The sequence below is a fragment of the Vibrio sp. MACH09 genome (genome assembly GCF_033238805.1).
Lineage (GTDB): Bacteria > Pseudomonadota > Gammaproteobacteria > Enterobacterales > Vibrionaceae > Vibrio.
Genome location: NZ_BSFZ01000001.1, coordinates 2,291,537 through 2,313,563, shown reverse-complemented (window position 1 = coordinate 2,313,563; position 22,027 = coordinate 2,291,537). Strand labels below are relative to the sequence as shown.

Genomic DNA, 22,027 nt, shown 5'->3' with positions numbered 1-22,027 from the left:
ATTGAATGAGTTATTTAGCGTTAGCGCGAAAATGGCGTCCACACCAGTTTAATCAAGTGGTTGGACAGGCACATGTATTAACGGCATTAGAAAATGCGTTAATACAAAATAAACTGCACCATGCCTATCTATTTAGTGGCACAAGAGGTGTAGGCAAGACCACCATTGGTCGTCTTTTTGCTAAAGGGCTCAACTGCGAAACGGGGATCACATCAACCCCTTGCGGTGAATGCGATACGTGTCGAGAAATCGATCAGGGACGTTTTGTTGATCTACTAGAGATTGATGCGGCGTCTCGAACTAAGGTTGAAGACACTCGTGAGCTGCTCGATAACGTTCAATATAAGCCAGCTAGAGGGCGCTTTAAGGTTTACCTGATAGATGAAGTTCATATGCTATCTCGTCACAGCTTTAATGCGCTCCTTAAAACATTAGAAGAACCACCCGAATACGTTAAGTTTTTGTTGGCAACGACCGATCCACAAAAACTGCCGGTCACCATTCTATCCCGATGCTTACAATTCCATTTAAAACCGATAAGTGTCGATAATATACATCAGCAATTAAATTTTATACTTGAACACGAAAACGTTACCGCGGAAGCGCGAGCGTTGGGCATGATCTCCTATGCCGCTGATGGCAGTATGCGTGATGCACTTAGTTTGACCGACCAGGCTATCGCTCTTGGCAACGGAACGGTTGATAGCGATACCGTTTCGACCATGCTGGGAACTATTGATACTGACCAAGCGATCTATTTGCTGGAAGCGATTAGCAGCAAGCAAGCTCAGGTTGCGATGTCGGTGGTGCAAGAACTCGCCGCTAACGGTGCTGAATGGGACTCGCTACTGCAAGAGCTAGCCAGTCAATTGCATCGCATTGCAATGTGTCAGGCATTACCCGCAAGCTTAGATAAAAGTAAGCCCGATGCGGAGCGTATTGCTCAGCTAACACAACATCTTTCTCCTCAAGATGTGCAGCTTTACTATCAGATAGCGTTGAAAGGCCGACAAGATTTAGCTTATGCCCCTTGCGAAAGAATGGGGGTTGAAATGGCAGTACTGCGCATGATTGCCTTTAGGCCGGCAAAAAGCGTCACAGCAACCAGTATTGATACCACGCTGCCGGAGACTAAACTGCCAAATCGTCAGCAGCCTGAGATTAAGCAACCAGAGAATACACAAGCGACGGGTGTAGCAAAAACGGTTGAAAAAATAGAGCCTACAGTGACACCTGAAGCTAGACCAACAGCTAGCGCCGAGATGGTATCTCCTTCTATACCTGTTACAAGCCCTATACCTGTTACAAATCCTGTACCTGTAACAGAAGAAGCCCAGCCTGTATCAAGGCCTGCTCCTACAGTAGAGCAGCCTCCAGTTGAGGGTCATCGAGTTGCTCATCAAGAACAGCCACCTATGCCTTCTGAGGATGATTATCCTGCCGAAATGGAAGAGTATGAGCCGATGAGCTACTCAATGCAGGACAATAACGACTATCCATTAACACAGCCAGAAATGACGCAAGCTTCGCAGCCTATGGTAGAACCGGCTGCTCCAGTGCAACAAGCCTCGTCACAAGTACCTCAGAGTACGGCTCCCGCTAGAGTAGGGTTACGTCATCAATTACGTTCTAAAAGAGCGTCATCAAACCCGACAAATAGCGAGCGTAATCAAGTAAAAAAGTCTAAATCGGTATCGCCAGATAATGTGTTAGATAGAGTCGCGCAGCAGCACGGTGTTGCGGCTAAAGCGATGCCGATGTCATCAACAGAAGAGAAAAGTAACACCGATAACGAACCTTATCAGTGGAAGCCGAGTAAAATTGTTGTTGAAAAAGAGAGTGGTGAGTTAACACCTACGCAGGTAAAACAAGCTTTAGAACATGCCAAAACGCCAGAGATGATGGAGAAGCTTCGAGTCGAGTCGGTAAGTAGTAACCCTTGGGCGGCATTGATTCAATCACTAGATACCGCAAAGCTAGTTGAGCAGTTGGCGTTGAACTCCTACTATGAAAAACATGGTTCTACCATTCAGCTATTTCTGCGACCGTCTCAAGCTCATTTAAATACCGATAAAGCTCAGCGAGAATTATTACAGGCTCTTAATCAAGCACTAGGTGAACATTGCTACTTAAGAGTTGAAATCAGTGATAAAGGTGAAACACCTTTAGAACTAAGAGAAGCGTTATATCAACAGAAACTACAATCTGCATTCTCGACGCTAGAAAATGATGCCAATGTACAGTTTATCCAAGCTCGATTTGCAGCATCATTGGACAGAGAGAGTGTAAGACCGATATAAAAGGGTTGAAGTTCGTCAACTTTAACCCCATTGTTAAGTGAAACAATCGTTAACCAGAGAGAATAAAATGTTTGGTGGAAAAGGCGGTATGGGCAACCTAATGAAACAGGCCCAACAGATGCAAGATCGTATGCAGAAGATGCAAGAAGAAATTGCCAATATGGAAGTGACCGGTGAATCAGGTGCTGGCCTTGTAAAAATTACCATTACCGGTTCCCATAGTGTTCGTCGCGTTGACATTGACGAAAGCTTAATGGAAGACGATAAAGAGATGTTGGAAGATTTGATTGCCGCAGCGTTCAATGATGCAGCACGTCGAGTTGAAGAGACACAAAAAGAGAAAATGGCGTCTGTTACCGGAGGTATGCAACTACCACCGGGCATGAAAATGCCATTCTAATAACAAATTTACAATTAAAGCTACCTTGGCTTACTTATCCCAAGCCGAGGTTACTTAGGTAATTTATGCGTACCAGTCATATGCTGGAACAGATGATGGAGGCCTTACGGTGTCTGCCTGGGGTTGGTCCCAAGTCAGCGCAACGTATGGCCTTTCATTTGTTACAGCGAGATAGAAAAGGTGGCTTGCAGCTAGCTGAAGCGTTATCGAAAGCGATGACCGAAATTGGCCATTGCAGCGAGTGTCGCACCTTTACAGAAGAAGAAACCTGTCATATTTGTAACAATGCAAAAAGACAAGAAAATGGCTTACTTTGTGTGGTTGAAAGCCCAGCGGATATCGCCGCGGTGGAAGCGACGGGTCAATTCTCTGGCCGTTACTTTGTCTTGATGGGGCATCTATCACCACTTGATGGCATTGGTCCTGGTGATATTGGACTCGACACTTTAGATTTCCGTCTACAGCGCGGTGATATAAACGAAGTGATCTTAGCAACCAACCCAACGGTAGAAGGTGAAGCCACCGCTCATTATATAGCGGAGCTTTGTCATGCCCATAAGGTGAATGCCAGTCGTATCGCTCACGGTGTTCCCGTAGGGGGAGAGTTAGAGTTGGTGGATGGCACCACTTTGTCCCACTCATTACTGGGTAGACAAAAACTGTAAGTCGTACCGTCTCTAGGAGTTAGAGTGTGTGAGTTACACGCTCTAGTTCTTCAATATTAATTAACGCTTGCGCGTTACTGGTTGAACAGATATCAGGACACGCTTTAAAATCGTGACAGACTTTGGGTCTCTCTGGTTGACCAAATAGCTTACAAAGATTGTCATCATTGAGCTGAACACAACGAGTATTGGCTGGCTTACCCTTTTCCATACCGGGAATGGGTGACGATATACTTGGCGCAATACAACATGCCCCGCAGCCTAAACGGCATTCCATAATAGATCCTCATATTCAGTAGCGGCGGGCATAGTAACAAAGAAAGGAACCTCTTGCACTTTACTGATGACAGGAGTATAAATCTCGCCCTAAATCCTCAATAGTGAATAAGCAATGACAGACGCATTTTGGCAACATACACCCTTAGAGCAAATGACAGAATCTCAGTGGGAATCATTGTGTGACGGCTGTGGAAAATGCTGTCTACATAAACTAATGGATGAAGACAGCGATGAAGTGTATTACACCAATGTGGCGTGCAGTTGGTTAAACAGCAAAACCTGTAGCTGTAAAGATTATCCTAATCGTTTCAGTTCTGGCGAAGAGTGCTTAAAGCTGACCAGAGACAAAATTCATCAGTTTAATTGGCTGCCAGATACTTGTTCATATCGGTTACTTGCGGAAGGAAAAACGCTTCCACAATGGCATCCACTTATTAGCGGCTCGAAGTCCGCTATGCATGCCGCGGGTGAAAGTGTCCGAGGCAAAGTAGTGTATGAAATTGATGTTGTTGATTGGGAAGACCACATTCTGAATCATCCTCACAGATAGCCAGCTATACAGGGTATCTCAACACTTTAAAGGCATCGTCGTTGCAGTGGCGATCTTCAAAGTGGCGCTTATCGGCTTAAAAGTGCTGATCATGGCCAACCCAATAGGCATGATAGTCACAGCCGTAGGCGCAGCCATTATTGCCATAACCTACTTAATTGATAAGTTTGCTGGGTTGGATACTGTCATTAAATGGGTGGGTGACAAGCTAGGCTGGCTGTGGGACAAGTTTAAACGCCTTAACCATAAAATCCGATAAGCCGGTGACCGTGGACAAAGCCAAAAGTGAAAAGAGGACTGATCTTAATTTGGATGCAGGGAGTTTGGGGTTTAGTTATTGAGGAGTGTTACAAAAAGAGTCTGTTGAACAGACTCTTCAATTACCAATAGTCAGGCTTAGTAATCGGCTTTTTTTGTGTTGGTATTTTCTCTGGTAGGAGAGCGCTCTCTAATTGTTTCTTTGTTATTCCCGCACTTGCCCAATGTGCAAGGTCATACAATTTTTTACTTAACGTTCGTTGTGAACCAGTAATACGAGGTAGCACTACTCCTAACTGAGTATTAGTATCTTCTCTAACTAGTTGAGCCGCCGGCTCCATATCTGAATCGTTACTAACCAAGACCACTTGGTCAACATCTGGATGCAATGCATCCTTATAGAGATGAAGTGACATCTGCGTATCTGTCAGTTTTTCTTCTAACTTCCAAACATCCACTCGTTTCTGTTTATCTGGTGGAGCAATATAAAGCATGGCATTTTGTTTGCTTTGGCTGTAATAACCTTTAACAATTTCAACTTTGTCCGGATAAAGATATTGAAGTGCTCTCCAATATCGTTGTTGAGATTCTGATGCTTTTTGTCCGTTCGAAGCAAACTTGGCGAGTGTGGGAGCGGTAAATAATTTAAGCTTCACAAGCTCTGCTTCCTTGCAGTACTGAGGAAGAATATCTTGTTCAAACAGCTTAACGAGATCAAGCCATTTATATGGTGAGTGCCTTAATAAACCAAAATAGAAGTTGTATCCATCAACGTATACTATTGTTTTCATTACATTCGCTAAGCAGATAGAAAAAAGCCGCCAATAAAGGCGGCTTTTTAAAAGAGTCCTCGCATCGAGTGTCGAATTTAATCTCGCTCGAAGGAGGGAAGTAGTGAATTGATCTTAAGTCCGTTTACCTAACTAGTCAACCGATAAAGGTTGATAAAAGCCGATAAAAGGCGATATGCGTCCATAATATACGAACAGCTAGTTTAGTTCGACACAAATTCGATGCCTGTCCCTTCAAGTCGATAGTCTGAGAGATAACGTTTAAATAACTCGACATAATCATCCATTTCTCGGTTTTGTCGTTCTCGGTTCAGTGTTAGCTCCATTATTAGGGATTCCTCTGAGTTAAAGTACCTGTCTCTTTAATTTCCCAGCTAGTCATATTTTGGATAACCATAGCCTCTAATGATCAAGGTGTTTGAACCATCTACAGGCGTTGCACTTACATCCAAAATACATCCTTTACGAAATCGAACCGCATATCCTACAACTAGACTGCCGTGAACAATTGCCCATTTATAATTTATAGCGTTGGGCAAATGCTTCACGATTTGAATTTCGTCTGCTTTTTTGCCGAAAATTGGAATTACATCCTCTATAGTATCAGCGTGATTTAGTGTATTTAATTGGCTTAGAATTGAGTGCATTCTAGTGTCTGTGCTTTCTAGGATATTTTCGTGAAAAGTCTCGCGTTTTTCATCGATGTAGAAAATTACCCATTTCTTTGGTTTGTTCATACAGACATCTGTTTCGCTTACATCAGAACCTTGGCTATGTAAGAGCCCACTATATAAACTGCCTAAAAAGGCTAGAATAACTGCAAGATTGTTCATTTTACTCATTATTGCTCCATTAAACCTGATGAGTCTGTCCTTTCAAACCTTTTTTCTTCACCATCATTTGACCGCGTATTTCTTCTATTGCGAAGCTTAAATAAAGCTCTGTCCCCCTCGCACTTAAAGAACAAACCGAAAGTGAAAAACAACATACTGCAAAAGTAAGCGAAAATTGTTTTATACGCAGGTAACTCGCTATCAATTGCTATGCCAGTTGTTATAGCCAAAAAGAAAAACGCGTAAAGTGAAAAGAAAGCTGCATAACAGTAAAAAACAATGAATACGAACCAAAGGCCGACTTTATTTTCCGACATATCAGTACGGTAAGGGGAATCAAATTTTTTAGCTAGTTTGGATTTTGCAGTTACAAATAAATTTGCTATTACTTTATATAATTTAATTACTCTCAAACTAAAAAGTACACGGGCAGTGTAACCTATTACAAGGACTGTATAACCAATTAAACTGACTACTGTTACTAGCACTAAAGCCGTATTAGCTAACCATCCCATTTGTGCTTTGTTCAGCTCTTGAAGAAGCTGAATTATTAAACCTAACAAATCTGGCATATTCTTCTCACTTTAGGTTGATTAGGTGCCCTAATTTCTTTTAGGTTTAAGTGCAGATGTTAAAGCCCTAATTTCTTTTCGTAATACCGAGATCTCTGTAGGCTTGTCTGTAAAATCATCTAGTCCAGCCAAAGAATATAAAAGTTCTTGGAATAGTTGATGTAATTCTGATTTACATTCTAATTTTTTATATAGAGCTTCACTATTAGTAAAAAGTTCGCATAAATCTATATAGTGAGTGTTAATTTGAGGGATTTTTCGGTGCTCAGGCATGTCAAATATCTTGTAGCACTTGTACATACATCGAAGGGTTTTCTCATGCTCTCCAAAGTGGAAGCTATACCCTCTCAAGTTCGTGTGCTCAAGTGTAAAATAAGTAAGAGTATTTGAGACGAAAGAACCGCTGGCCATATGAGAAATTTTAGACGGTGGAGCAACTGATACGAACATACAAATACGGTTGAGAGTTTCTTCTAAACAAATAAATGAATAGCGGGGATTGAACACGTTAAGCATAAGAAAACTTTGGTCAAAATTAGGTGAAATGTAGCCGATCACGTTACTACTGTTGAAGTTGATTCTCAGAGATGATTCCATACGCAGTAAGTTATTTAATAGGTTATACGCGTTGATGTAAAATTCATTTGGGCTCGACCCATGAATCGTATCTAACTGTTTACTTAGGTGGTCATAACATTCTAAGCAGTCATGAAGGGTACCAGCGGATTGTTGCGCGGGTGATTCTATGTTGATTTTGGTGACACAGTTTTCAATATTATTCTCGGGGAAAAGATTATTGTAGAGAGCATCTTTATCATAGAACTCTATAGATTTGTTAAATCCTAGTTCGAGGCTGGATAACATATTAAAGAACATTTTTTTATGCGCATCGTATTTCTGTAAAGAAATATTATCTCGCTGCAACTCCCACATTTCTGCTTGTCTTACATCAGCTCTCAATCGAGCTTGTCGTTCTTGCCTATGTTGCCAAGACAAGAAAATGAGTGTGCTAATAGTGCCTATTGCTGCAAGCATAGTTCCAACAGCAGCTACCCATGCAGCGGAATCATCAGCTAACTCGAGAAAATCTATTGCTATACCAATTAGGCCAGTAACTATCGCACCTAACATAAAAGCAAATATTGTCGCGAGTAAAATTTTATAGGAAAGAAATGGATCTTGTTCGTGCACTATTGGGCTCTCTATAGTCATCAATGCACATAACTATAACCCATTGAAAAAACACAATCTATGCAACTCGCTCACAGATATAACTGCAAATAAACACGTTGATACGGGTAGGCCTAAATTTTTTTGTTACAAAGGAATAGGATAAAAATACTGTATATAAAGTCAGTATTTTCTTGATCTATTAGGGTGAGATTAGTTAATCTAGCCTTTTCATTACTCTTCCGTGCTGTATGTCGACTTTATATATTGCAGAAAAACCGAGTCTAGCCAGAGCCATTGCGGCGGCACTGCCAAATCCACAAAAAAAAGAACAAGGTTGTATTCGTTGCGGTAACGGCGATATTGTCACTTGGTGTATTGGACACCTATTAGAGCAAGTGGAGCCGGATGCGTATGATGAGAAATACAAGAAATGGAATCTACAAGACCTACCGATAATGCCACAGCAGTGGCAGCTAAAACCGAGAAAAACGGCCAGTAAACAGCTTTCAACTATCAGAAAACTACTGAAAGAGACGCAACATATTGTGCATGCAGGAGACCCTGATAGAGAAGGGCAATTGCTGGTGGATGAAGTGATAGACTACCTAAAAGTATCGGCGAAAAAGAAGTCGTCCATTGAGCGACTACTGATTAACGACTTAAACTTACCAGCGGTTAAGCGTGCGCTTACTTCTATGCGTAGCAATAAAGAATTTATTCCTCTGTCCGTTTCCGCTTTGGCACGCTCAAGAGCAGATTGGCTGTATGGCATGAACATGTCTCGAGCTTATACCTTATTAGGCCAAAAAGCGGGCTATCAAGGCGTATTGTCTGTTGGTCGAGTACAGACGCCAGTGCTAGGTTTAGTGGTACGAAGAGACGATGAAATTGCCAATTTTGTTGCCAAAGACTATTTCACTCTGCATGCGCTCATTCCCTATCAACACGACGGGAAGACATTTGATATTCGTGCACGCTGGAAGCCAAGCGAAGCGTGTTTGCCATGGCAGGATGAAGAGGGCAGGGTTGTTCATAAGAGTTTGGTAGAGAACGTAGCCAAGCGCATTGCGGGTCAACCGGCAACAGTGACGGACTCTGAGCAAAAGCAGACTAAACAAGCTCCGCCATTGCCTTATTCACTCTCAGCTCTTCAAATTGATGCATCAAAACGTTTTTCAATGAGTGCGCAGGAGGTACTAAACTGTTGCCAATCTCTGTATGAAAAACATAAGTTAATTACATACCCTCGGTCAGATTGCCGTTATTTGCCTAAAGAACATTATGGCCAAGCGGGTTCCATTATGCAGGCATTAAGTAGCAATATTAATGAGATGCGAGATGATATTGCTCATGCCAATCTGACGATCAAATCAAAAGCGTGGAATGACAATAAAGTCGAAGCTCACCATGCGATTATCCCTACACCGAAGACAATGTCGTTAAATGCTCTGTCGGGCAATGAGATGAAAATCTACCAACAAATAGCAAGACAGTATGTGATGCAGTTCTACCCGCATGCGGTATATGCAGAGGCGAAGTTGGTGTTTGATATTGCCGGAGGCTGCTTTATTGCTAAAGGGCGACAGTTAGTAGAGAAAGGTTGGAAAGCCTTAATGGGAAAAGCCACCGAAAAAGAGGACCAAGGCGTTGATACCGTCCCGCCAGTAAAAAAAGCAGAGACGTTATTGTGTCGAGAGGGAGAAATAAAAGAGAAAAAAACGGAACCGCCAAAGCACTTTACTGAAGCCACTTTATTACAAGCAATGACAGGTATTTCTCGATTTGTTGAAGATAAAGAATTAAAGAAAATTCTACGAGAAACCGATGGTTTAGGAACAGAAGCAACAAGAGCGGGCATATTAGATACGCTATTTAAACGCCAACTGTTAACTCGAAAAGGTAAAACTATTCTTAGTAGTGCCGCAGGACGTGGATTGATCTACGCGTTACCTAATGAGTCAACCTATCCAGATATGACGGCACATTGGGAGCATCAGTTGCAAGGAATGGCGGAGAGAAATCAAGCCTATCAACCATTTATGCAAGCGCTAGAGAGCCGGATAGAACAGTTGATAGAGACGGTGAAAATTGCACCAGTGCCGTCGTCGTTACAATCGCTGCCCAAAGTAGAGCGAACCAAGTTTAAACGCAGAGGAAGAAGACCAGCTAAAAAGAGTGCCTAGTCTTCATATTACCAACGAATGATCAAAAAAAAGCCTTGCTTCATATTAGCAAGGCTTTCTGTTTTATTATTCAATAGAAATTATCGAGTGGCGATGACTTCTATTTCTATCTGAGCATCGAGAGGAAGACGAGCGACTTCAACACAAGAGCGTGCTGGGTATGGCGCGTTTCTTTGCTCGAAAAAACGTTGATAAGCGGCATTGATAACCGGGAAATCATTTAAGTCTTTCACAAACACAGTTGTTTTAACGATGTTGTGAATGTCTAATCCTGCTTCAAGCAGAATAGCAACGGCATTAGAGAGTGATTGAATAGTCTGGTTCTCAATGCCTTCTGCCATTAATCCTGTTTCAGAATTGATAGGCAACTGACCTGAAGTGATTACCATACTCCCTAAATCAACACCTTGAACATAAGGGCCAATCGCTGCTGGAGCGTGTTTTGTATTAATTGCAGTCATTGTTTAAACCTTGATTAACCTGCGTATGACGGTAAGTAACCGGCCATAGACATAAAGTGGAATAGTGCAGTACAAGTACCAAATGCGATAAGTGCATAAATCAATGCATTACCACCCGGTGTTTTAAAGTCATCAGCGGTTTCAGCTTCACCGTTTGCTTTAGATTGTGCGCGTGATTTACGAACCAACAGAGCAGGGATGATACATGTCCATACTGTGGCTACTGCGCCGGCATAACCGATAGCGATAACAAATCCAAATGGGAACAGTAAAGAAAGTACAAGTGGTGGAATAAAGGTTACTGCCCACGCTTTAGTACGACCTTGACGGTTGTTCTCAAACTTGAAGAAATCAGCAAGGAAGTCAAATACACCCAAGCCTACACCAATAAATGATGACAAAATTGCTGCCATTGAGAACATGCTGATCGCGTTAGATACTTTGTCAGAGTCAATCACGTTGCTTAGTGCTGCAAGTAACGCATCAACGTCTCCACCTTTTTCGATAACAGGACCAAATTGATCGCGAGGTAAGTTACCGTATACAGATACAATCCATAGTGCATATAAGGTAAGTGCGATAAGCGTACCGTACATTAAAGCTTTGCTCGCTGTGCGCTCAGAGCCGTAGTAATCACGCATTGATGATACTGAGTGGTGGTAGCCAAAAGAAGCCAATGCAACAGAGAATAGGCCAAATACGTAAGGACTGTAAGAGCTAGTTGTGCTGCCTGTGTCTAGTATCGTACCAATATCGACTTTGATTGCGAGTCCAGATACACCAAAGACAAAACTCAATGCCATAAAGGAGATTAGAACAACAGAAATACGGTCAACGGCTCTGGTGGAGTGCCATACTAATAATGAAAATACCAACACAAAAAGGATGGAAGCCAATTTGCTGTCAAGACCAAGTACATCTTGCAGAATAAGGCCAGAAGTTGTGATATAGGCATATAAAAGAATGCCACCAACAAAGTAAACCGCTAGGTTGTTAATAAAGTTAACTTTTTCACCGAGGAGATCTTTAGTTACCGTATCAAAGGAAACTTTAAAATCGTATTTTTTGAATGTCTCTAATAGCATCCAGCCTGACATGGTCATTAAAACCATAGTCAATAGAATAACGAGTAGAGTCCAGATGGTCCATGCGCCAGCACCTGCACTAGGTAAACCTAGCATGCCAGCACCCACACAGACACTCGCAATTATGCAAGAGCCACCAATAATCGAAGGTTCTTTTTTCATGTTAAACGCCCTATAAAACTAAAAAAAGGGGGAGCAAAATACTCCCCAAAATCGAGTAAGTTATTAAACTTCTTCTAAACGAGCAGTGAAGTGACGAAGTACTGCTGGCTCATAAGTTAAACGCAAGCCTTTCACTGTATGTGCATTTTCAAGAACATCTTTAAATGCATCAACAATGTAATCACAGTGTGATTTAGTGATAGTCATACGTGGAACAGTCAAGCGTAGTAGTTCCATTGGCGCTTCAATTTGCTTGCCGTCGCGGTCACGACCTAATAGAAGTGAACCAATTTCTACAGCACGGATACCACCTAGTTCATACAACTTACAAGCAAGTGCGTGTGCAGGGAATTGATCGCCTGGAATGTGTGGAAGAAGACGACCAGCATCAACGAATACTGCGTGTCCACCAGCCGTTTGACAAGGAACACCAATTTTTTCTAACTCGTTGGCTAGGTAAGCAATTTGGCTAATACGGTAAGCAAGGTAATCTTGATCTTGACCGTCGTATAGGCCGCGTGCCAATTCTTCAATCGCCTGACCAGAAAGACCACCGTAAGTTGGGAAACCTTCCATAGGAACACAACGAGAACGACACTCAGTGAACTCGTCTAGGTAAGTGTCATCTTTAACACATAGCAGACCACCGATACGAACCATGGCATCTTTCTTCGCAGACATCGCTAGCATATCAGCGTATTGATACATTTCTTTTACGATTTCGCCGATAGACTTGTCTTGATAACCTTCTTCACGTTGTTGGATGAAGTAAGCATTTTCGCAGAAACGAGCAGAGTCCATAATAACTGGAATCTCAAAACGTTGAGCTACTTCATATACCGCTTTTAGGTTTGCCATTGAAACAGGTTGGCCGCCCGCTGAGTTGTTAGTGATGGTAGAGATAATGGTATAAACGTTTTGTGGACCTTTTTCTTCGATAGTTGCCACAAGCTTATCAATATCAAAGTTACCTTTAAATGGGTGGTAAGTACCTGTATCCATACACTCGTCGATAACAACATTCACGGCTACAGCACCGTTGATTTGAGTATGACCTTGAGTGGTATCGAAGTGCCAGTTAGAGATAGATACTGGCTCTGTCATGCCTTTTTCACGCTTACGTTTTTCAATTAGCGTTGGGATGATTAGCTGTTCAGCACCACGGCCTTGGTGAGTAGGGATAGTGTGCTTATAACCAAAGATATCTTCTACAGCAGCAGACAATTTGTAGTATGACTTAGAACCAGCATAAGCTTCGTCCCCTAGCATACCAGCTGCAAGCATTGTGTTAGTAATCGCACCAGTACCTGAGTCGGTTAATAGGTCAATAAATACATCTTCTGATCTTAGTGCAAATGGGTTCATGCCCGATTCTTTGATCGCTTCCTGACGCTCTTCTAGTGTTTTAAGAACAATTGGTTCAACAACGCGGATACGGAATGGTTCTGGAAGATGTTTAATATTACTCATGATATTACCCTTAATTTAATTGTATGTATAAAGTGAAGTTAAATAAACTTTAATTATATTAACAATCACTTTTTTAATATGTTTCTAAACGAATTTTTTACTGTTTTATCTAAGTTAAATAATTTTTAGGCGTAACAACTCGCGCTAATTAATTAAATAACGTAAATAAAGGATTTGATTGTATGGCTTTAATAGCCCGATGTTATCGTCGCGACGTTATCGGGAAGTAGTCCGAGATTTTTCCATCTTCGTTGTACCAAGTTTTACCTCGATACAATGAAATAGATTGCCATTTAAGATACATGTTCACACTGTAGACCTATATGAAAATCAATGGGTTAAATTCACATAACTAGTTGTTCTTAAAGAGTTTTCTTTAAGTTTCTAGTTTAGTGGTGGATAAATTATACTTAACAGGAATAACGCCAAATACAAAAGTACTTGATGTTTAGTAGAACGAAGGAAGGTCGAAAGATAATCTGTGATCAACGTTATACCACGCTAACAAAGTTAGCAGCGCGTATGATTGCCATCTGAGGTACAAATTCATATTGTAAATCCTATTTTAAAGCAACGTTATCAAAGAATGGTCAGAGTATCCTATAGTGGAAAAAATAAAACTATGCTAGTTGTCAATAAATGTGATCGAATTAAATAATTAATCTTAATAATTAATTTTATTTCGAGGTACATCTCAATTATTTTGTATTTTACTGTGTTATTGATGCATTGAACTGATGACGGGTAACTTGGTTTCGGCCATTTTCTTTAGATTGATAAAGCGCTTTGTCCGCTGCATCCACTATGACGTTAAAGTCGCCATTTTGTTGAGGGATCATGGTACAAAAACCGATACTAATAGAAACAACGTTAGAAACTTGCGAATCTTCATGAGGGATCTGCAAGTCGAGAACTGCGAGTCGACACTTTTCTGCAATGGATTCAGCATTGGTTGTATCAGGAAGAATAAGTGCAAACTCTTCTCCGCCATATCTGGCAACCAAATCTGATGGACGACTAACCACTCTTTTTAATCTTTTGGCGACACGTTTCAGGCAGAGATCCCCTTCAGGGTGACCATATTTATCGTTGTAAGGTTTAAAGTAGTCAATATCAATAAGGATAAATGAAAGCGCAGTTTTATTGCGATAAGCTAACTGCCACTCTTTCTCCAGTACTTTATTCATATAGCCTCGGTTTGAAATTCCGGTAAGGCCGTCAGTTCTCGATATTAATGCCAGTTTTTCATTTGCTTCAGTAAGCTCTTGAGTCTGCTCTGCCACAAGACGTTTAATCGTGCTGGTTCGGTTAGTGAGAATATAGATATACAGTGCGATAGTGACGGAAAAGAGGCAGCCTAAAACAGCAATGACTATCGGCAGTGATGTTATTCTGGTGGTCATATAGCTGGTGGTTGGTGTGGCAAGAATACTCCAAGTTCTTCCCCATATGTCTGGTAACACCTTTTTATAGTCCAAGCCGTGGTACGCTTCTTCGTTGGATCTTGATAGATGTTGAAAAAGCACCTCGGGTTGTTCAGGTTCGCTCTCATCTACCAACGTCATATTAATACCTAGTGGTGTATCCGTTAGAGAGGAACTATTAAATATGTCTCTAATTCTGTATACACCCAATACAAACCCTTTTAAGTTATTTTGTCGGTTTTTCTTAGTGATAGAGACTTCTTTATATACGGGCAAAAACGCCAAAAAGGCTTTTTGTTTGTCGACTGATTGTACTAAGGAAATAGAAGCTGTGGCCATTGGTGAGCCAGAGTCACGAGACTCTTCTAACGCCGCTAGGCGTGTTTTACTGGATGCTAAATCGTAACCAATAGCCGCTTCATTGCCGACAATAGGCTCGATAAAATAGACGGGGTAGTGTACATCACGCTGTTTAGCGGTAACCATCTCTCCTTGCGTGCGTACTTCTATGAATTCAAAACCGGGAAAATCTTTCTGCTGTGCTTGCTCGTACTTTGCTCGCATGGGAGCTTTGACGATAGGGATCCACTCTAACGCTTGTATGTCGTCGTGTCGGGCAAGAATTCGTTTTGCTTCTATGCTGAACTCAGATTTTAATGGGGTTTTATCTTGGTTAAAGAGAATAGATAAAGCTCTCAAGGCTTCAAAGTTAACCACGACAGCACGGTAAAGGGACGCAACTCTAACGTCGACATCATGACGAAATTCATTCATAACCGAACTGCGTTCTGAACGATACACAGACCAACTGCTAAATGCAGAAAGGATGAGACCAAATACTATCACTATTAAAGGAATGATAAGCGTTCGTTTAAATATACCAGTCATTAACAACAGCAAACCTTGCAGTAATTTATCTTAACGACAACATTGTCGTGCAATTAGTAGTTTAGAACCTTGTATGGATAAATGACTAGTTTTTTAGAAAAAAAAGCACAAAAATCAATGCGTTTTGTGCTTTTTATTCATTTTTTGCTTATCTATTGAGCAGTTAAAAGCGGTTAGCAATTCATACTATGGAAAAAATGAATTCACCTTAGCTGGTAGCCAGCTCAATAAAGAGTTGAACACCAATAAGCATGGCATCATCGTCAATGTAGTAAGGATTGCTGTGCAAGTAATTGTTAATGCCTTTTTTACTATTGCCTACACCTAAAAAGAACATCGCGCCATTTTTATTTTTGCAGGCGTTAATCATTTCACTGAAATCTTCACTTCCTGTCATGGGTTGGCATTGTTCATTAATGTAATCCGTTGGTACGGTACTTTCCGCTGCACGTAGTACTCGTTGATAAGCTTTTTTATGGTTGATAACAGCGGGATAACCCGCGACCGCAGAGGTTGTGGTAAATCCTCGTTGATTACTCTCTTCTATCAGCTTCTGAAACTGTTTTTTAAGGTGTAAATCTGTTTCGCTGTCCATAGCTCGAATTGTTCCACGGGCAAAAACATAATCTGGAATAGCATTGGCGACCGTTCCGCCATTAAATAGGCCACAGCCAAAAACCGCAGGCTTAAATGGACTCACCGTCTTTGCTATCAGGTAATCCATCTCCGTGACGATGCGCATGCCTTCCCTTACCGCATCTAACCCTAAATGTGGGGTAGAGCCGTGGGATGATTTACCATGAACTTCTAACGTCCAAGCTGAGCCATAAGAAGACATGATGCCGTTGTTAATGTAAATTCGGCCCCAGTCTAACGAGGCATCGTTGTGCAGTGCGTATACTTCATCCACGCCTTCCATACACCCCAGCTCTACCATTTTATAAGCACCGGGAACGCGGATGTCTTCCTCTGCCATCTGGAAGATAAAACGAACATTATACTTTAGCTCTTTTTTGTTTTCGGCCAGATAACAAGCGGTCGTTATGGCGATGGCCATATGGCTATCATGGCCGCAGTTATGAGCTCTTCCTGAATGAATGGAGGTGTGATCATTATCAGTATGGTCAGGCATATCAAGCCCATCCATATCGGCACGAAAGGCGATACGATCAAAGCTGTCATCGATAGTTAAATCGACATAAAAACCGGTGTAATCTGCAAACTCAACAATGTCATAGCCTGCTTTTCTCAGCTCTTCTTTGCAATAAGCGGAGGTTTTATATTCTTCGCCGGATAGCTCTGGAATTCGATGAAGATGATGTCGTACAGAAGTACAATAGTCTCTTAAATTCATTAAGTTATTCTCAATATTGAAGTTGTGCATACAGTACCTATTAAAAAATCATCAATGACGGCATGATGGATTAATATAATTTAAATTGGCCGACAATCGCTTTTAACTGTCTATTTGCTGTGGTCAGGTTCACCGATTCAGCGGATGTTGCATCACCTGTCTCGGACAATTGATAAACTATCTCACGAATGGCGGTCACATTTTTAGTGATCTCTTGAGCAACAGAGCTCTGCTCTTCTGCAGCGGTGGCAATCTGAGTATTCAAGTCATTGATGTGTGTGACAGACTGAGTAATGGTTGCCAGCTCACTGGTGACCTGAGAGGTATTGTCGGTGGCTTTTTGACAGCTTGATTGTGTCGTGTTCATTGCCAATATGGCTGACTCAGAACCATTGCGTAAATTGGTTAATTTCGCTTCAATCTCTGCGGTGCTGGTTTGTGTCCTTGCCGCAAGTGCTCTGACTTCGTCAGCGACAACAGCAAATCCTCTTCCTTGCTCACCCGCTCTTGCGGCTTCAATGGCGGCGTTAAGAGCTAATAAGTTGGTTTGTTCTGCTATCTCTCCGATGATATTGAGAACATTGGCAATCTCAGCAATGTCTTTTCCTATTGCTTCAATACTTCCAGAGGTATTTTCAACATCATCGACCAGTTGAGAAACCGTATTGGAGGTGCTTGTTACTACATTGCTTGAGTTACGTACTTGCTCGTTGGTGTGATTGGTGTATTGAGACGCTTGAGAGGCGTTGTTGGCAACTTCATCAACCGTTGTACTCATCTCTTCAATGGCAACCACGATTTGATCCACTTCGGTGGTTTGCGTGGCTAGTATCTGGCTGTTTTTCTCTGTCTGCTCTCGTAATTGCTCCACGCTGGTAAAGATATAGTCGGAAGATTTTGAGACCTCCAGCATTAGCGTCTGCAAATTGTCGATGAAGGTATTGATATCTCGAGCGATAAAACCTAAGTCATCTTTGGTTGTTACCTCTAACCGTTGGGTGAGATCACCATTTCCGCCGGCGAGATCGGCTACGGTTCTTTTTAGGGCATAAATAGGACGGTATAGAATCGAAAGCAGAAAGAACACGGCCACGATACTCAGTACAACAAGAATGGATGATGTAAGTGCGGCGGAGAAGAGAGTATCGGAAAGTTGCGCAAAAACCACCTCTTTTTCTACATCAATAATTAAGTACCAGCTAGCGTTGCTGAACTGAATTTTTTTAACAAAGAACATAGATTCTTTGTCGTTAATGGTGTGCTCTCCAAACTCAACGTTATCTGAACGGTTGTTTTGCGAGGATAAGGCGGAATAGACTTTATTATACGCAGGGAGACGGTTTAGTTTCTCTCCGGCAGATATCTGTTCTGATGATGTTGCGAGTATGGTCGAGTCTTGGTTGATCAAGTAAGCTTGCGTACCCGGATATGATTTTGTTCTGGCGATTGTTTTATCAATAATATCTAGGCCGATATCTGCGAGCATTACGCCATTATTGATAGGGCCAACAGCACTAATGGACAGTTTATTAGTGAGCTGAACCGTATAAGGGGCAGTGTACACAACGCCGTTGGCGTTTCGGCCTTGAGCATACCAAGGTAGGTCTTTTGGTTGGTATCCTTTTGGTGGTTGATTGTTCTGCCATCCGGGGAAATTAACCGACGCATAGGACTCACCCGTTTCAAAGGTGACTTGCAAATTGTCAACGCCACTTGTTTGAGCCCCTAGCTCCATATTTGTAATATTATGCTCGCCTACGTCGTAGCCTTTTTGATTATAAATTTGGATTACTTTTTCTATCGCGACGGTTTTATTTTGCATAAAACTCTTAATCGATTCCGATTCTCGCTCTATAAGTAAATGTGTACGTTGAATAGCGTTGTCTTTAATTTCCTTTTCTCTCTCCATATAAGAGACAAAACTGACCACGCTGACGGATATAGCCACTAACAGTGATACAGACACCATTAATGATACTTTAAAACCAAGTTTCATGGGTGTTCCTTTTTTAAATGACGGTAATGTGTTTTTTATTTATTAATTAATTTGAGTTAATGTTAATTATTTACTTGTTGATTGCTAAATGATCGAACGCTTTCTCTACTGATGTCGAAATCAATTGAGATGTATTTAATTAAAAAATTGTTATTGCAGCACAGGTCGTTATATTTTCTCTATGCTGCAATTGGGCATGTTTTATTGCTTAATAAATCCTATTCGAGATATCAACAACTTAATTTGACGGTACAATCTAACAATAGGTTTACGCCTTTATGAATATCCTCTTTATCGGTCTCTTCTTGAGGAACGTGACTACGTCCTCCAATACTGGGTACAAATATCATTGCGGTAGGAATGTGAGCGGCAAATATGGCCGCATCATGAAGCGCTCCACTGTGCATCACTTTATAACGATATCCTCTCTGTTCAACCTGGTTCTGAATAAGAGAAACAAGGTGATCATCCAGATGAATCGGATTAGAAAAGGCTTTGATCTGATAATCGATATCCAACCCTCGTTGCTCACCAATGTGATAAAGCTGCTCTTTGAGCGCCTGTTCGGCTTTATGCAATGAAGAGGCTTGGATATCTCTTACATCAAGAGACAGGGTTACTTTTCGAGGAATGACATTTGCCGCATTGGGGATGCAATCCATTTTACCTACCGTTGCCACTAATGTTTCTGACAAGCTTTGATTGGCGTATGATTCGACGGTTTGGATATATTGTGCCGCTCCGGTTAACGCGTCAAATCTTAACGGCATAGGAATGGCCCCAGCATGGTTGGAAACTCCATGGAATGTCATGTCGCAGTTGTAGCTTCCTGCAATACAGTTGACGATACCGATACTGGTATTTTCTTGCTCTAACACCACCCCTTGTTCGATATGCAGCTCTAGCATGGCGATATATTGAGATGGATCTAAGCGGGTGTCGTTTAGGCCTGTTGGGTCTAAGCCATAGGCCGTCAGTACTTCTGCATAACTACGGCCATCTCGGTCAGTCAACGCTAATAGCGTGTCGCTGTCCACTTCACCCATTATTAATTTTGAACCGGCCAACGGGCAGCGAAAGTTGATACCTTCTTCTTCAGCAAAACAGGCAATTTCTATGCTGTTTACAATGCTAAGCTGCTGCTCTTTCATGGTTTGTACCACTTCTAGCCCAGCGATGACGCCAAGAATTCCATCGAGATAACCGCCGTTGACGACGGTATCTAGGTGGCTGCCAATGAGAATCTTTTTACTGTCAGGAGAGGAGCCGTGCCATGTGGCAAAAATATTACCAATAGCATCCACTCTTGTCTCCAGACCTAGCTGCTGACATTGAGAAATAAAATAGTCGCAAGCTTGTTTGTATTGCTCTGTGTAAGTGAGGCGAGTAACGCCTTCACCGTGAGTTGCGCTTATCTTCTTTAAGTGGCTAAGGTGTGTTTCTAGCCTATCTATATTTATTTCCATTACAATGTTACTCACTGTTGTTGTTACTCACTGTCGTTGTTAATTTTGTTCTATTTACTCTAACCAAGATTTCTACACATATATTATTTGTTACTTTTTCTCCTGCTCTAGCACTGGGATTTTAGAGCAGAGAAGCCAGTTGCAATAAAGCAACTGGCTATTGGTCAATCAATTCATGTTTGGCAATTTATCATGCTTGATTTGACACCTTAACTGCGGCGGATTGTCCACCCATCATAATGTAATAGATGATACCGCCTAAACCTGCACCAATAACCCAACCGAATCCGGCTAGCGCACTTAATGCTGGCACCCAAACAGTACCAATGGCGAAGACTGCAGCAATGATAATGGAATGAATGGCTTTCTTATTCCAACCATTGTTGTAGTAGTACTCACCATCAGGGTCAGAAGAGAATAGGTCTTGAATGTTCAAGTCTTCTTTCTTCAGGATGTAGTAGTCAACCATCATTACACCGTACACTGGAGCTAAGATAGCACCTAAGGTATTAACAAACCCTGCAATACCTATTTGGCTAATCAGAGATACCCAAAGCGCACCAATGAAAAATGAGATGATAGCGGTAATGATGCCACCCATTTTAAAGTTGATTTTGCTAGGCATAAGGTTAGCAAGGCCATAAGCAGACGGGATAAAGTTAGCCACCATGTTGATGCCGATTGTGGCAGCAAAGAAACAAGTCGCAGCAATGATGGTTAGGTAAATATTGTCTACGCGCTCAATGATTTCTGCTGGGTTAGTGAGTTTCTCACCAAATACCACTACCGTACCTGCGGTAACAAACAACGCGATGAAAGAGAAGAGAGCCACGTTACCAGGCAGTCCCCACCAGTTTCCTTTCTTCAACTGGCCTTCATCTTTAACAAAACGAGAGAAATCACCAAAGTTAATAACTACAGCTGCGAAGTAGGCGATCATGGTTCCCATTACGCCGAAGAATGCAGCGATTGGGCCCGCTTCATAATCACCGGTGCCTTGGAAAATGCTGCTTACAGCTGGCAACATTTTGTCACCTGCTTTAAACCAGATCATCACCATTAGTGCGATCATCACCGCGTAGACAAATGGGCCAGCCCAGTTTAAGAATTTAGTTATCCAATCAATACCGCGCATAAACATGGCTAATTGGAACAACCAAACAGCGACATACGAGAACCAGCTTACTCCGGACATACCTAAATAAGTGGTGGTGGTGTCGAAGGTAAATAAACTGCTGAGTAAAAGAGTGACTGCGGTCGATGCAAAATAGGTTTGAACACCGTACCAGAACATTGCGACAACACCACGAGTCATAGCCGGTAGATTAGCGCCTTTAACACCCATGCTGACGCGAGCCAGTACTGGGCTTGGAACACCGTATTTAATACTCGGTTTACCTGCTAAGTTACATAAAAACATAATAACGATCGCGGCTAGGATGATGGCTGCCATTACCGCCCATCCATTAAGCCCGTATGAGATAAACAGAGAGGCTGCCAGCGTATAACCGAACAGGCTCTGGACATCATTGGCCCATACGTTAAAAATTTCAAATGAACCCCAGTTTCTATCTTTAGGCTCTAATGGTGCTAAGTCTTCGTTATAGAGTCCGGGATCGCACTTTTTAATGTCAAAATCTTGGTTAGAGGACATGTTGTGCTCCTTTATTATATATGTGTAGGTTTTGAGGTATGGGGCATATATTTGCCCCTATGC

The 22,027-nt window shown here is 41.8% G+C and carries 22 protein-coding genes; 6 read left to right on the top strand and 16 right to left on the bottom strand.

Annotated features, from left to right (window positions below; all coding sequences use genetic code 11):
* Window positions 1–5: 5 nt before the first annotated feature.
* The 3 genes from dnaX to recR all read left to right on the top strand — a co-directional run bounded on the left by dnaX (window position 6) and on the right by recR (window position 3,365).
* A complete protein-coding gene (dnaX, locus tag CHJ_RS10270) occupies window positions 6–2,300 on the top strand; it encodes a DNA polymerase III subunit gamma/tau (RefSeq protein WP_317917622.1) in 2,295 nt (764 codons plus the stop codon).
* Window positions 2,301–2,367: 67 nt separating this feature from the next.
* Complete coding sequence (locus CHJ_RS10265; protein WP_171752135.1) at window positions 2,368–2,700, top strand: YbaB/EbfC family nucleoid-associated protein; 333 nt, start codon at window positions 2,368–2,370, stop codon at window positions 2,698–2,700.
* A 65-nt stretch (window positions 2,701–2,765) separates the two neighbouring features.
* The gene (gene recR / locus CHJ_RS10260; RefSeq protein WP_171752136.1) at window positions 2,766–3,365 is read left to right on the top strand and encodes a recombination mediator RecR; all 600 of its coding nucleotides are present in this window, start codon (window positions 2,766–2,768) and stop codon (window positions 3,363–3,365) included.
* 19 nt (window positions 3,366–3,384) lie between these two features.
* Here recR and CHJ_RS10255 read toward each other — a convergent pair whose 3' ends face one another.
* Window positions 3,385–3,642: a YkgJ family cysteine cluster protein gene (locus tag CHJ_RS10255; protein ID WP_317917621.1), complete on the bottom strand. Its 258-nt coding sequence runs from the start codon at window positions 3,640–3,642 to the stop codon at window positions 3,385–3,387.
* A 114-nt stretch (window positions 3,643–3,756) separates the two neighbouring features.
* On the opposite strand from CHJ_RS10255, the gene CHJ_RS10250 reads away from it, so the two are divergent.
* Both CHJ_RS10250 and CHJ_RS24125 read left to right on the top strand, forming a co-directional pair.
* Window positions 3,757–4,194 (top strand): YcgN family cysteine cluster protein, encoded by a 438-nt coding sequence (locus CHJ_RS10250; protein ID WP_317917620.1) that lies wholly within the window; start codon window positions 3,757–3,759, stop codon window positions 4,192–4,194.
* A 46-nt stretch (window positions 4,195–4,240) separates the two neighbouring features.
* A complete protein-coding gene (locus CHJ_RS24125; RefSeq protein WP_411861545.1) occupies window positions 4,241–4,453 on the top strand; it encodes a hypothetical protein in 213 nt (70 codons plus the stop codon).
* A 121-nt stretch (window positions 4,454–4,574) separates the two neighbouring features.
* On the opposite strand, the gene CHJ_RS10240 is transcribed toward CHJ_RS24125, so the two are convergent.
* From CHJ_RS10240 to CHJ_RS10220, 5 genes are all read right to left on the bottom strand, one after another.
* Window positions 4,575–5,243: an NYN domain-containing protein gene (locus CHJ_RS10240; protein ID WP_317917619.1), complete on the bottom strand. Its 669-nt coding sequence runs from the start codon at window positions 5,241–5,243 to the stop codon at window positions 4,575–4,577.
* A 203-nt stretch (window positions 5,244–5,446) separates the two neighbouring features.
* On the bottom strand, window positions 5,447–5,569 hold the full coding sequence (locus tag CHJ_RS10235) for a hypothetical protein (protein ID WP_317917618.1): 123 nt from the start codon (window positions 5,567–5,569) through the stop codon (window positions 5,447–5,449).
* A gap of 48 nt (window positions 5,570–5,617) precedes the next feature.
* Window positions 5,618–6,085: a hypothetical protein gene (locus CHJ_RS10230; protein WP_317917617.1), complete on the bottom strand. Its 468-nt coding sequence runs from the start codon at window positions 6,083–6,085 to the stop codon at window positions 5,618–5,620.
* On the bottom strand, window positions 6,085–6,648 hold the full coding sequence (locus CHJ_RS10225) for a hypothetical protein (RefSeq protein ID WP_317917616.1): 564 nt from the start codon (window positions 6,646–6,648) through the stop codon (window positions 6,085–6,087). The genes CHJ_RS10230 and CHJ_RS10225 overlap by 1 nt, the downstream gene beginning before the upstream one ends.
* A 30-nt stretch (window positions 6,649–6,678) precedes the next feature.
* The gene (locus tag CHJ_RS10220; protein WP_317917615.1) at window positions 6,679–7,839 is read right to left on the bottom strand and encodes a hypothetical protein; all 1,161 of its coding nucleotides are present in this window, start codon (window positions 7,837–7,839) and stop codon (window positions 6,679–6,681) included.
* A gap of 230 nt (window positions 7,840–8,069) precedes the next feature.
* Between CHJ_RS10220 and CHJ_RS10215 the strand changes: the two genes are divergently transcribed.
* Window positions 8,070–10,004, top strand: coding sequence for a DNA topoisomerase III (locus CHJ_RS10215; protein WP_317917614.1), 1,935 nt, complete (start codon window positions 8,070–8,072; stop codon window positions 10,002–10,004).
* Between the two features lie 80 nt (window positions 10,005–10,084).
* On the opposite strand, the gene CHJ_RS10210 is transcribed toward CHJ_RS10215, so the two are convergent.
* The 10 genes from CHJ_RS10210 to CHJ_RS10175 form a co-directional block, all read right to left on the bottom strand.
* The gene (locus CHJ_RS10210; protein WP_171752140.1) at window positions 10,085–10,465 is read right to left on the bottom strand and encodes a Rid family detoxifying hydrolase; all 381 of its coding nucleotides are present in this window, start codon (window positions 10,463–10,465) and stop codon (window positions 10,085–10,087) included.
* A 14-nt stretch (window positions 10,466–10,479) separates the two neighbouring features.
* Window positions 10,480–11,712: an aromatic amino acid transporter gene (locus CHJ_RS10205; protein ID WP_317917613.1), complete on the bottom strand. Its 1,233-nt coding sequence runs from the start codon at window positions 11,710–11,712 to the stop codon at window positions 10,480–10,482.
* Between the two features lie 63 nt (window positions 11,713–11,775).
* On the bottom strand, window positions 11,776–13,182 hold the full coding sequence (locus CHJ_RS10200) for a tryptophanase (RefSeq protein ID WP_171752142.1): 1,407 nt from the start codon (window positions 13,180–13,182) through the stop codon (window positions 11,776–11,778).
* A gap of 202 nt (window positions 13,183–13,384) precedes the next feature.
* Complete coding sequence (gene tnaC / locus CHJ_RS24120; RefSeq protein WP_411861562.1) at window positions 13,385–13,486, bottom strand: tryptophanase leader peptide; 102 nt, start codon at window positions 13,484–13,486, stop codon at window positions 13,385–13,387.
* A gap of 144 nt (window positions 13,487–13,630) precedes the next feature.
* Window positions 13,631–13,732, bottom strand: a complete 102-nt coding sequence (gene tnaC / locus CHJ_RS24115) for a tryptophanase leader peptide (RefSeq protein ID WP_171752144.1) — start codon at window positions 13,730–13,732, stop codon at window positions 13,631–13,633.
* Between the two features lie 160 nt (window positions 13,733–13,892).
* Complete coding sequence (locus tag CHJ_RS10195; RefSeq protein ID WP_317917612.1) at window positions 13,893–15,494, bottom strand: diguanylate cyclase domain-containing protein; 1,602 nt, start codon at window positions 15,492–15,494, stop codon at window positions 13,893–13,895.
* Between the two features lie 208 nt (window positions 15,495–15,702).
* Window positions 15,703–16,848: a M20 family metallopeptidase gene (locus tag CHJ_RS10190; RefSeq protein WP_317917611.1), complete on the bottom strand. Its 1,146-nt coding sequence runs from the start codon at window positions 16,846–16,848 to the stop codon at window positions 15,703–15,705.
* Window positions 16,849–16,918: 70 nt separating this feature from the next.
* Window positions 16,919–18,844: a methyl-accepting chemotaxis protein gene (locus tag CHJ_RS10185; protein ID WP_171752147.1), complete on the bottom strand. Its 1,926-nt coding sequence runs from the start codon at window positions 18,842–18,844 to the stop codon at window positions 16,919–16,921.
* A gap of 230 nt (window positions 18,845–19,074) precedes the next feature.
* Window positions 19,075–20,310: a Zn-dependent hydrolase gene (locus CHJ_RS10180; protein WP_317917610.1), complete on the bottom strand. Its 1,236-nt coding sequence runs from the start codon at window positions 20,308–20,310 to the stop codon at window positions 19,075–19,077.
* Window positions 20,311–20,500: 190 nt separating this feature from the next.
* Window positions 20,501–21,964: an NCS1 family nucleobase:cation symporter-1 gene (locus tag CHJ_RS10175; RefSeq protein ID WP_171752149.1), complete on the bottom strand. Its 1,464-nt coding sequence runs from the start codon at window positions 21,962–21,964 to the stop codon at window positions 20,501–20,503.
* Between the last annotated feature and the right edge of the window lie 63 nt (window positions 21,965–22,027).

Excerpts from the sequence above, each read along its gene's own strand:
- tnaC (WP_411861562.1), bottom strand. The coding sequence starts at position 13,486 with ATGTATCTTAAATGGCAATCTATTTCATTGTATCGAGGTAAAACTTGG.
- CHJ_RS10240 (WP_317917619.1), bottom strand. The coding sequence starts at position 5,243 with ATGAAAACAATAGTATACGTTGATGGATACAACTTCTATTTTGGTTTA.
- tnaC (WP_171752144.1), bottom strand. The coding sequence starts at position 13,732 with ATGAATTTGTACCTCAGATGGCAATCATACGCGCTGCTAACTTTGTTA.
- CHJ_RS10205 (WP_317917613.1), bottom strand. The coding sequence starts at position 11,712 with ATGAAAAAAGAACCTTCGATTATTGGTGGCTCTTGCATAATTGCGAGT.
- CHJ_RS10235 (WP_317917618.1), bottom strand. The coding sequence starts at position 5,569 with ATGGAGCTAACACTGAACCGAGAACGACAAAACCGAGAAATGGATGAT.
- CHJ_RS10185 (WP_171752147.1), bottom strand. The coding sequence starts at position 18,844 with ATGAAACTTGGTTTTAAAGTATCATTAATGGTGTCTGTATCACTGTTA.
- CHJ_RS10210 (WP_171752140.1), bottom strand. The coding sequence starts at position 10,465 with ATGACTGCAATTAATACAAAACACGCTCCAGCAGCGATTGGCCCTTAT.
- dnaX (WP_317917622.1), top strand. The coding sequence starts at position 6 with ATGAGTTATTTAGCGTTAGCGCGAAAATGGCGTCCACACCAGTTTAAT.
- CHJ_RS10230 (WP_317917617.1), bottom strand. The coding sequence starts at position 6,085 with ATGAGTAAAATGAACAATCTTGCAGTTATTCTAGCCTTTTTAGGCAGT.
- CHJ_RS10180 (WP_317917610.1), bottom strand. The coding sequence starts at position 20,310 with ATGGAAATAAATATAGATAGGCTAGAAACACACCTTAGCCACTTAAAG.
- CHJ_RS10255 (WP_317917621.1), bottom strand. The coding sequence starts at position 3,642 with ATGGAATGCCGTTTAGGCTGCGGGGCATGTTGTATTGCGCCAAGTATA.
- CHJ_RS10200 (WP_171752142.1), bottom strand. The coding sequence starts at position 13,182 with ATGAGTAATATTAAACATCTTCCAGAACCATTCCGTATCCGCGTTGTT.
- CHJ_RS10265 (WP_171752135.1), top strand. The coding sequence starts at position 2,368 with ATGTTTGGTGGAAAAGGCGGTATGGGCAACCTAATGAAACAGGCCCAA.
- CHJ_RS10215 (WP_317917614.1), top strand. The coding sequence starts at position 8,070 with ATGTCGACTTTATATATTGCAGAAAAACCGAGTCTAGCCAGAGCCATT.
- CHJ_RS10250 (WP_317917620.1), top strand. The coding sequence starts at position 3,757 with ATGACAGACGCATTTTGGCAACATACACCCTTAGAGCAAATGACAGAA.
- CHJ_RS10190 (WP_317917611.1), bottom strand. The coding sequence starts at position 16,848 with ATGAATTTAAGAGACTATTGTACTTCTGTACGACATCATCTTCATCGA.
- recR (WP_171752136.1), top strand. The coding sequence starts at position 2,766 with ATGCGTACCAGTCATATGCTGGAACAGATGATGGAGGCCTTACGGTGT.
- CHJ_RS10175 (WP_171752149.1), bottom strand. The coding sequence starts at position 21,964 with ATGTCCTCTAACCAAGATTTTGACATTAAAAAGTGCGATCCCGGACTC.
- CHJ_RS10225 (WP_317917616.1), bottom strand. The coding sequence starts at position 6,648 with ATGCCAGATTTGTTAGGTTTAATAATTCAGCTTCTTCAAGAGCTGAAC.
- CHJ_RS10195 (WP_317917612.1), bottom strand. The coding sequence starts at position 15,494 with ATGACTGGTATATTTAAACGAACGCTTATCATTCCTTTAATAGTGATA.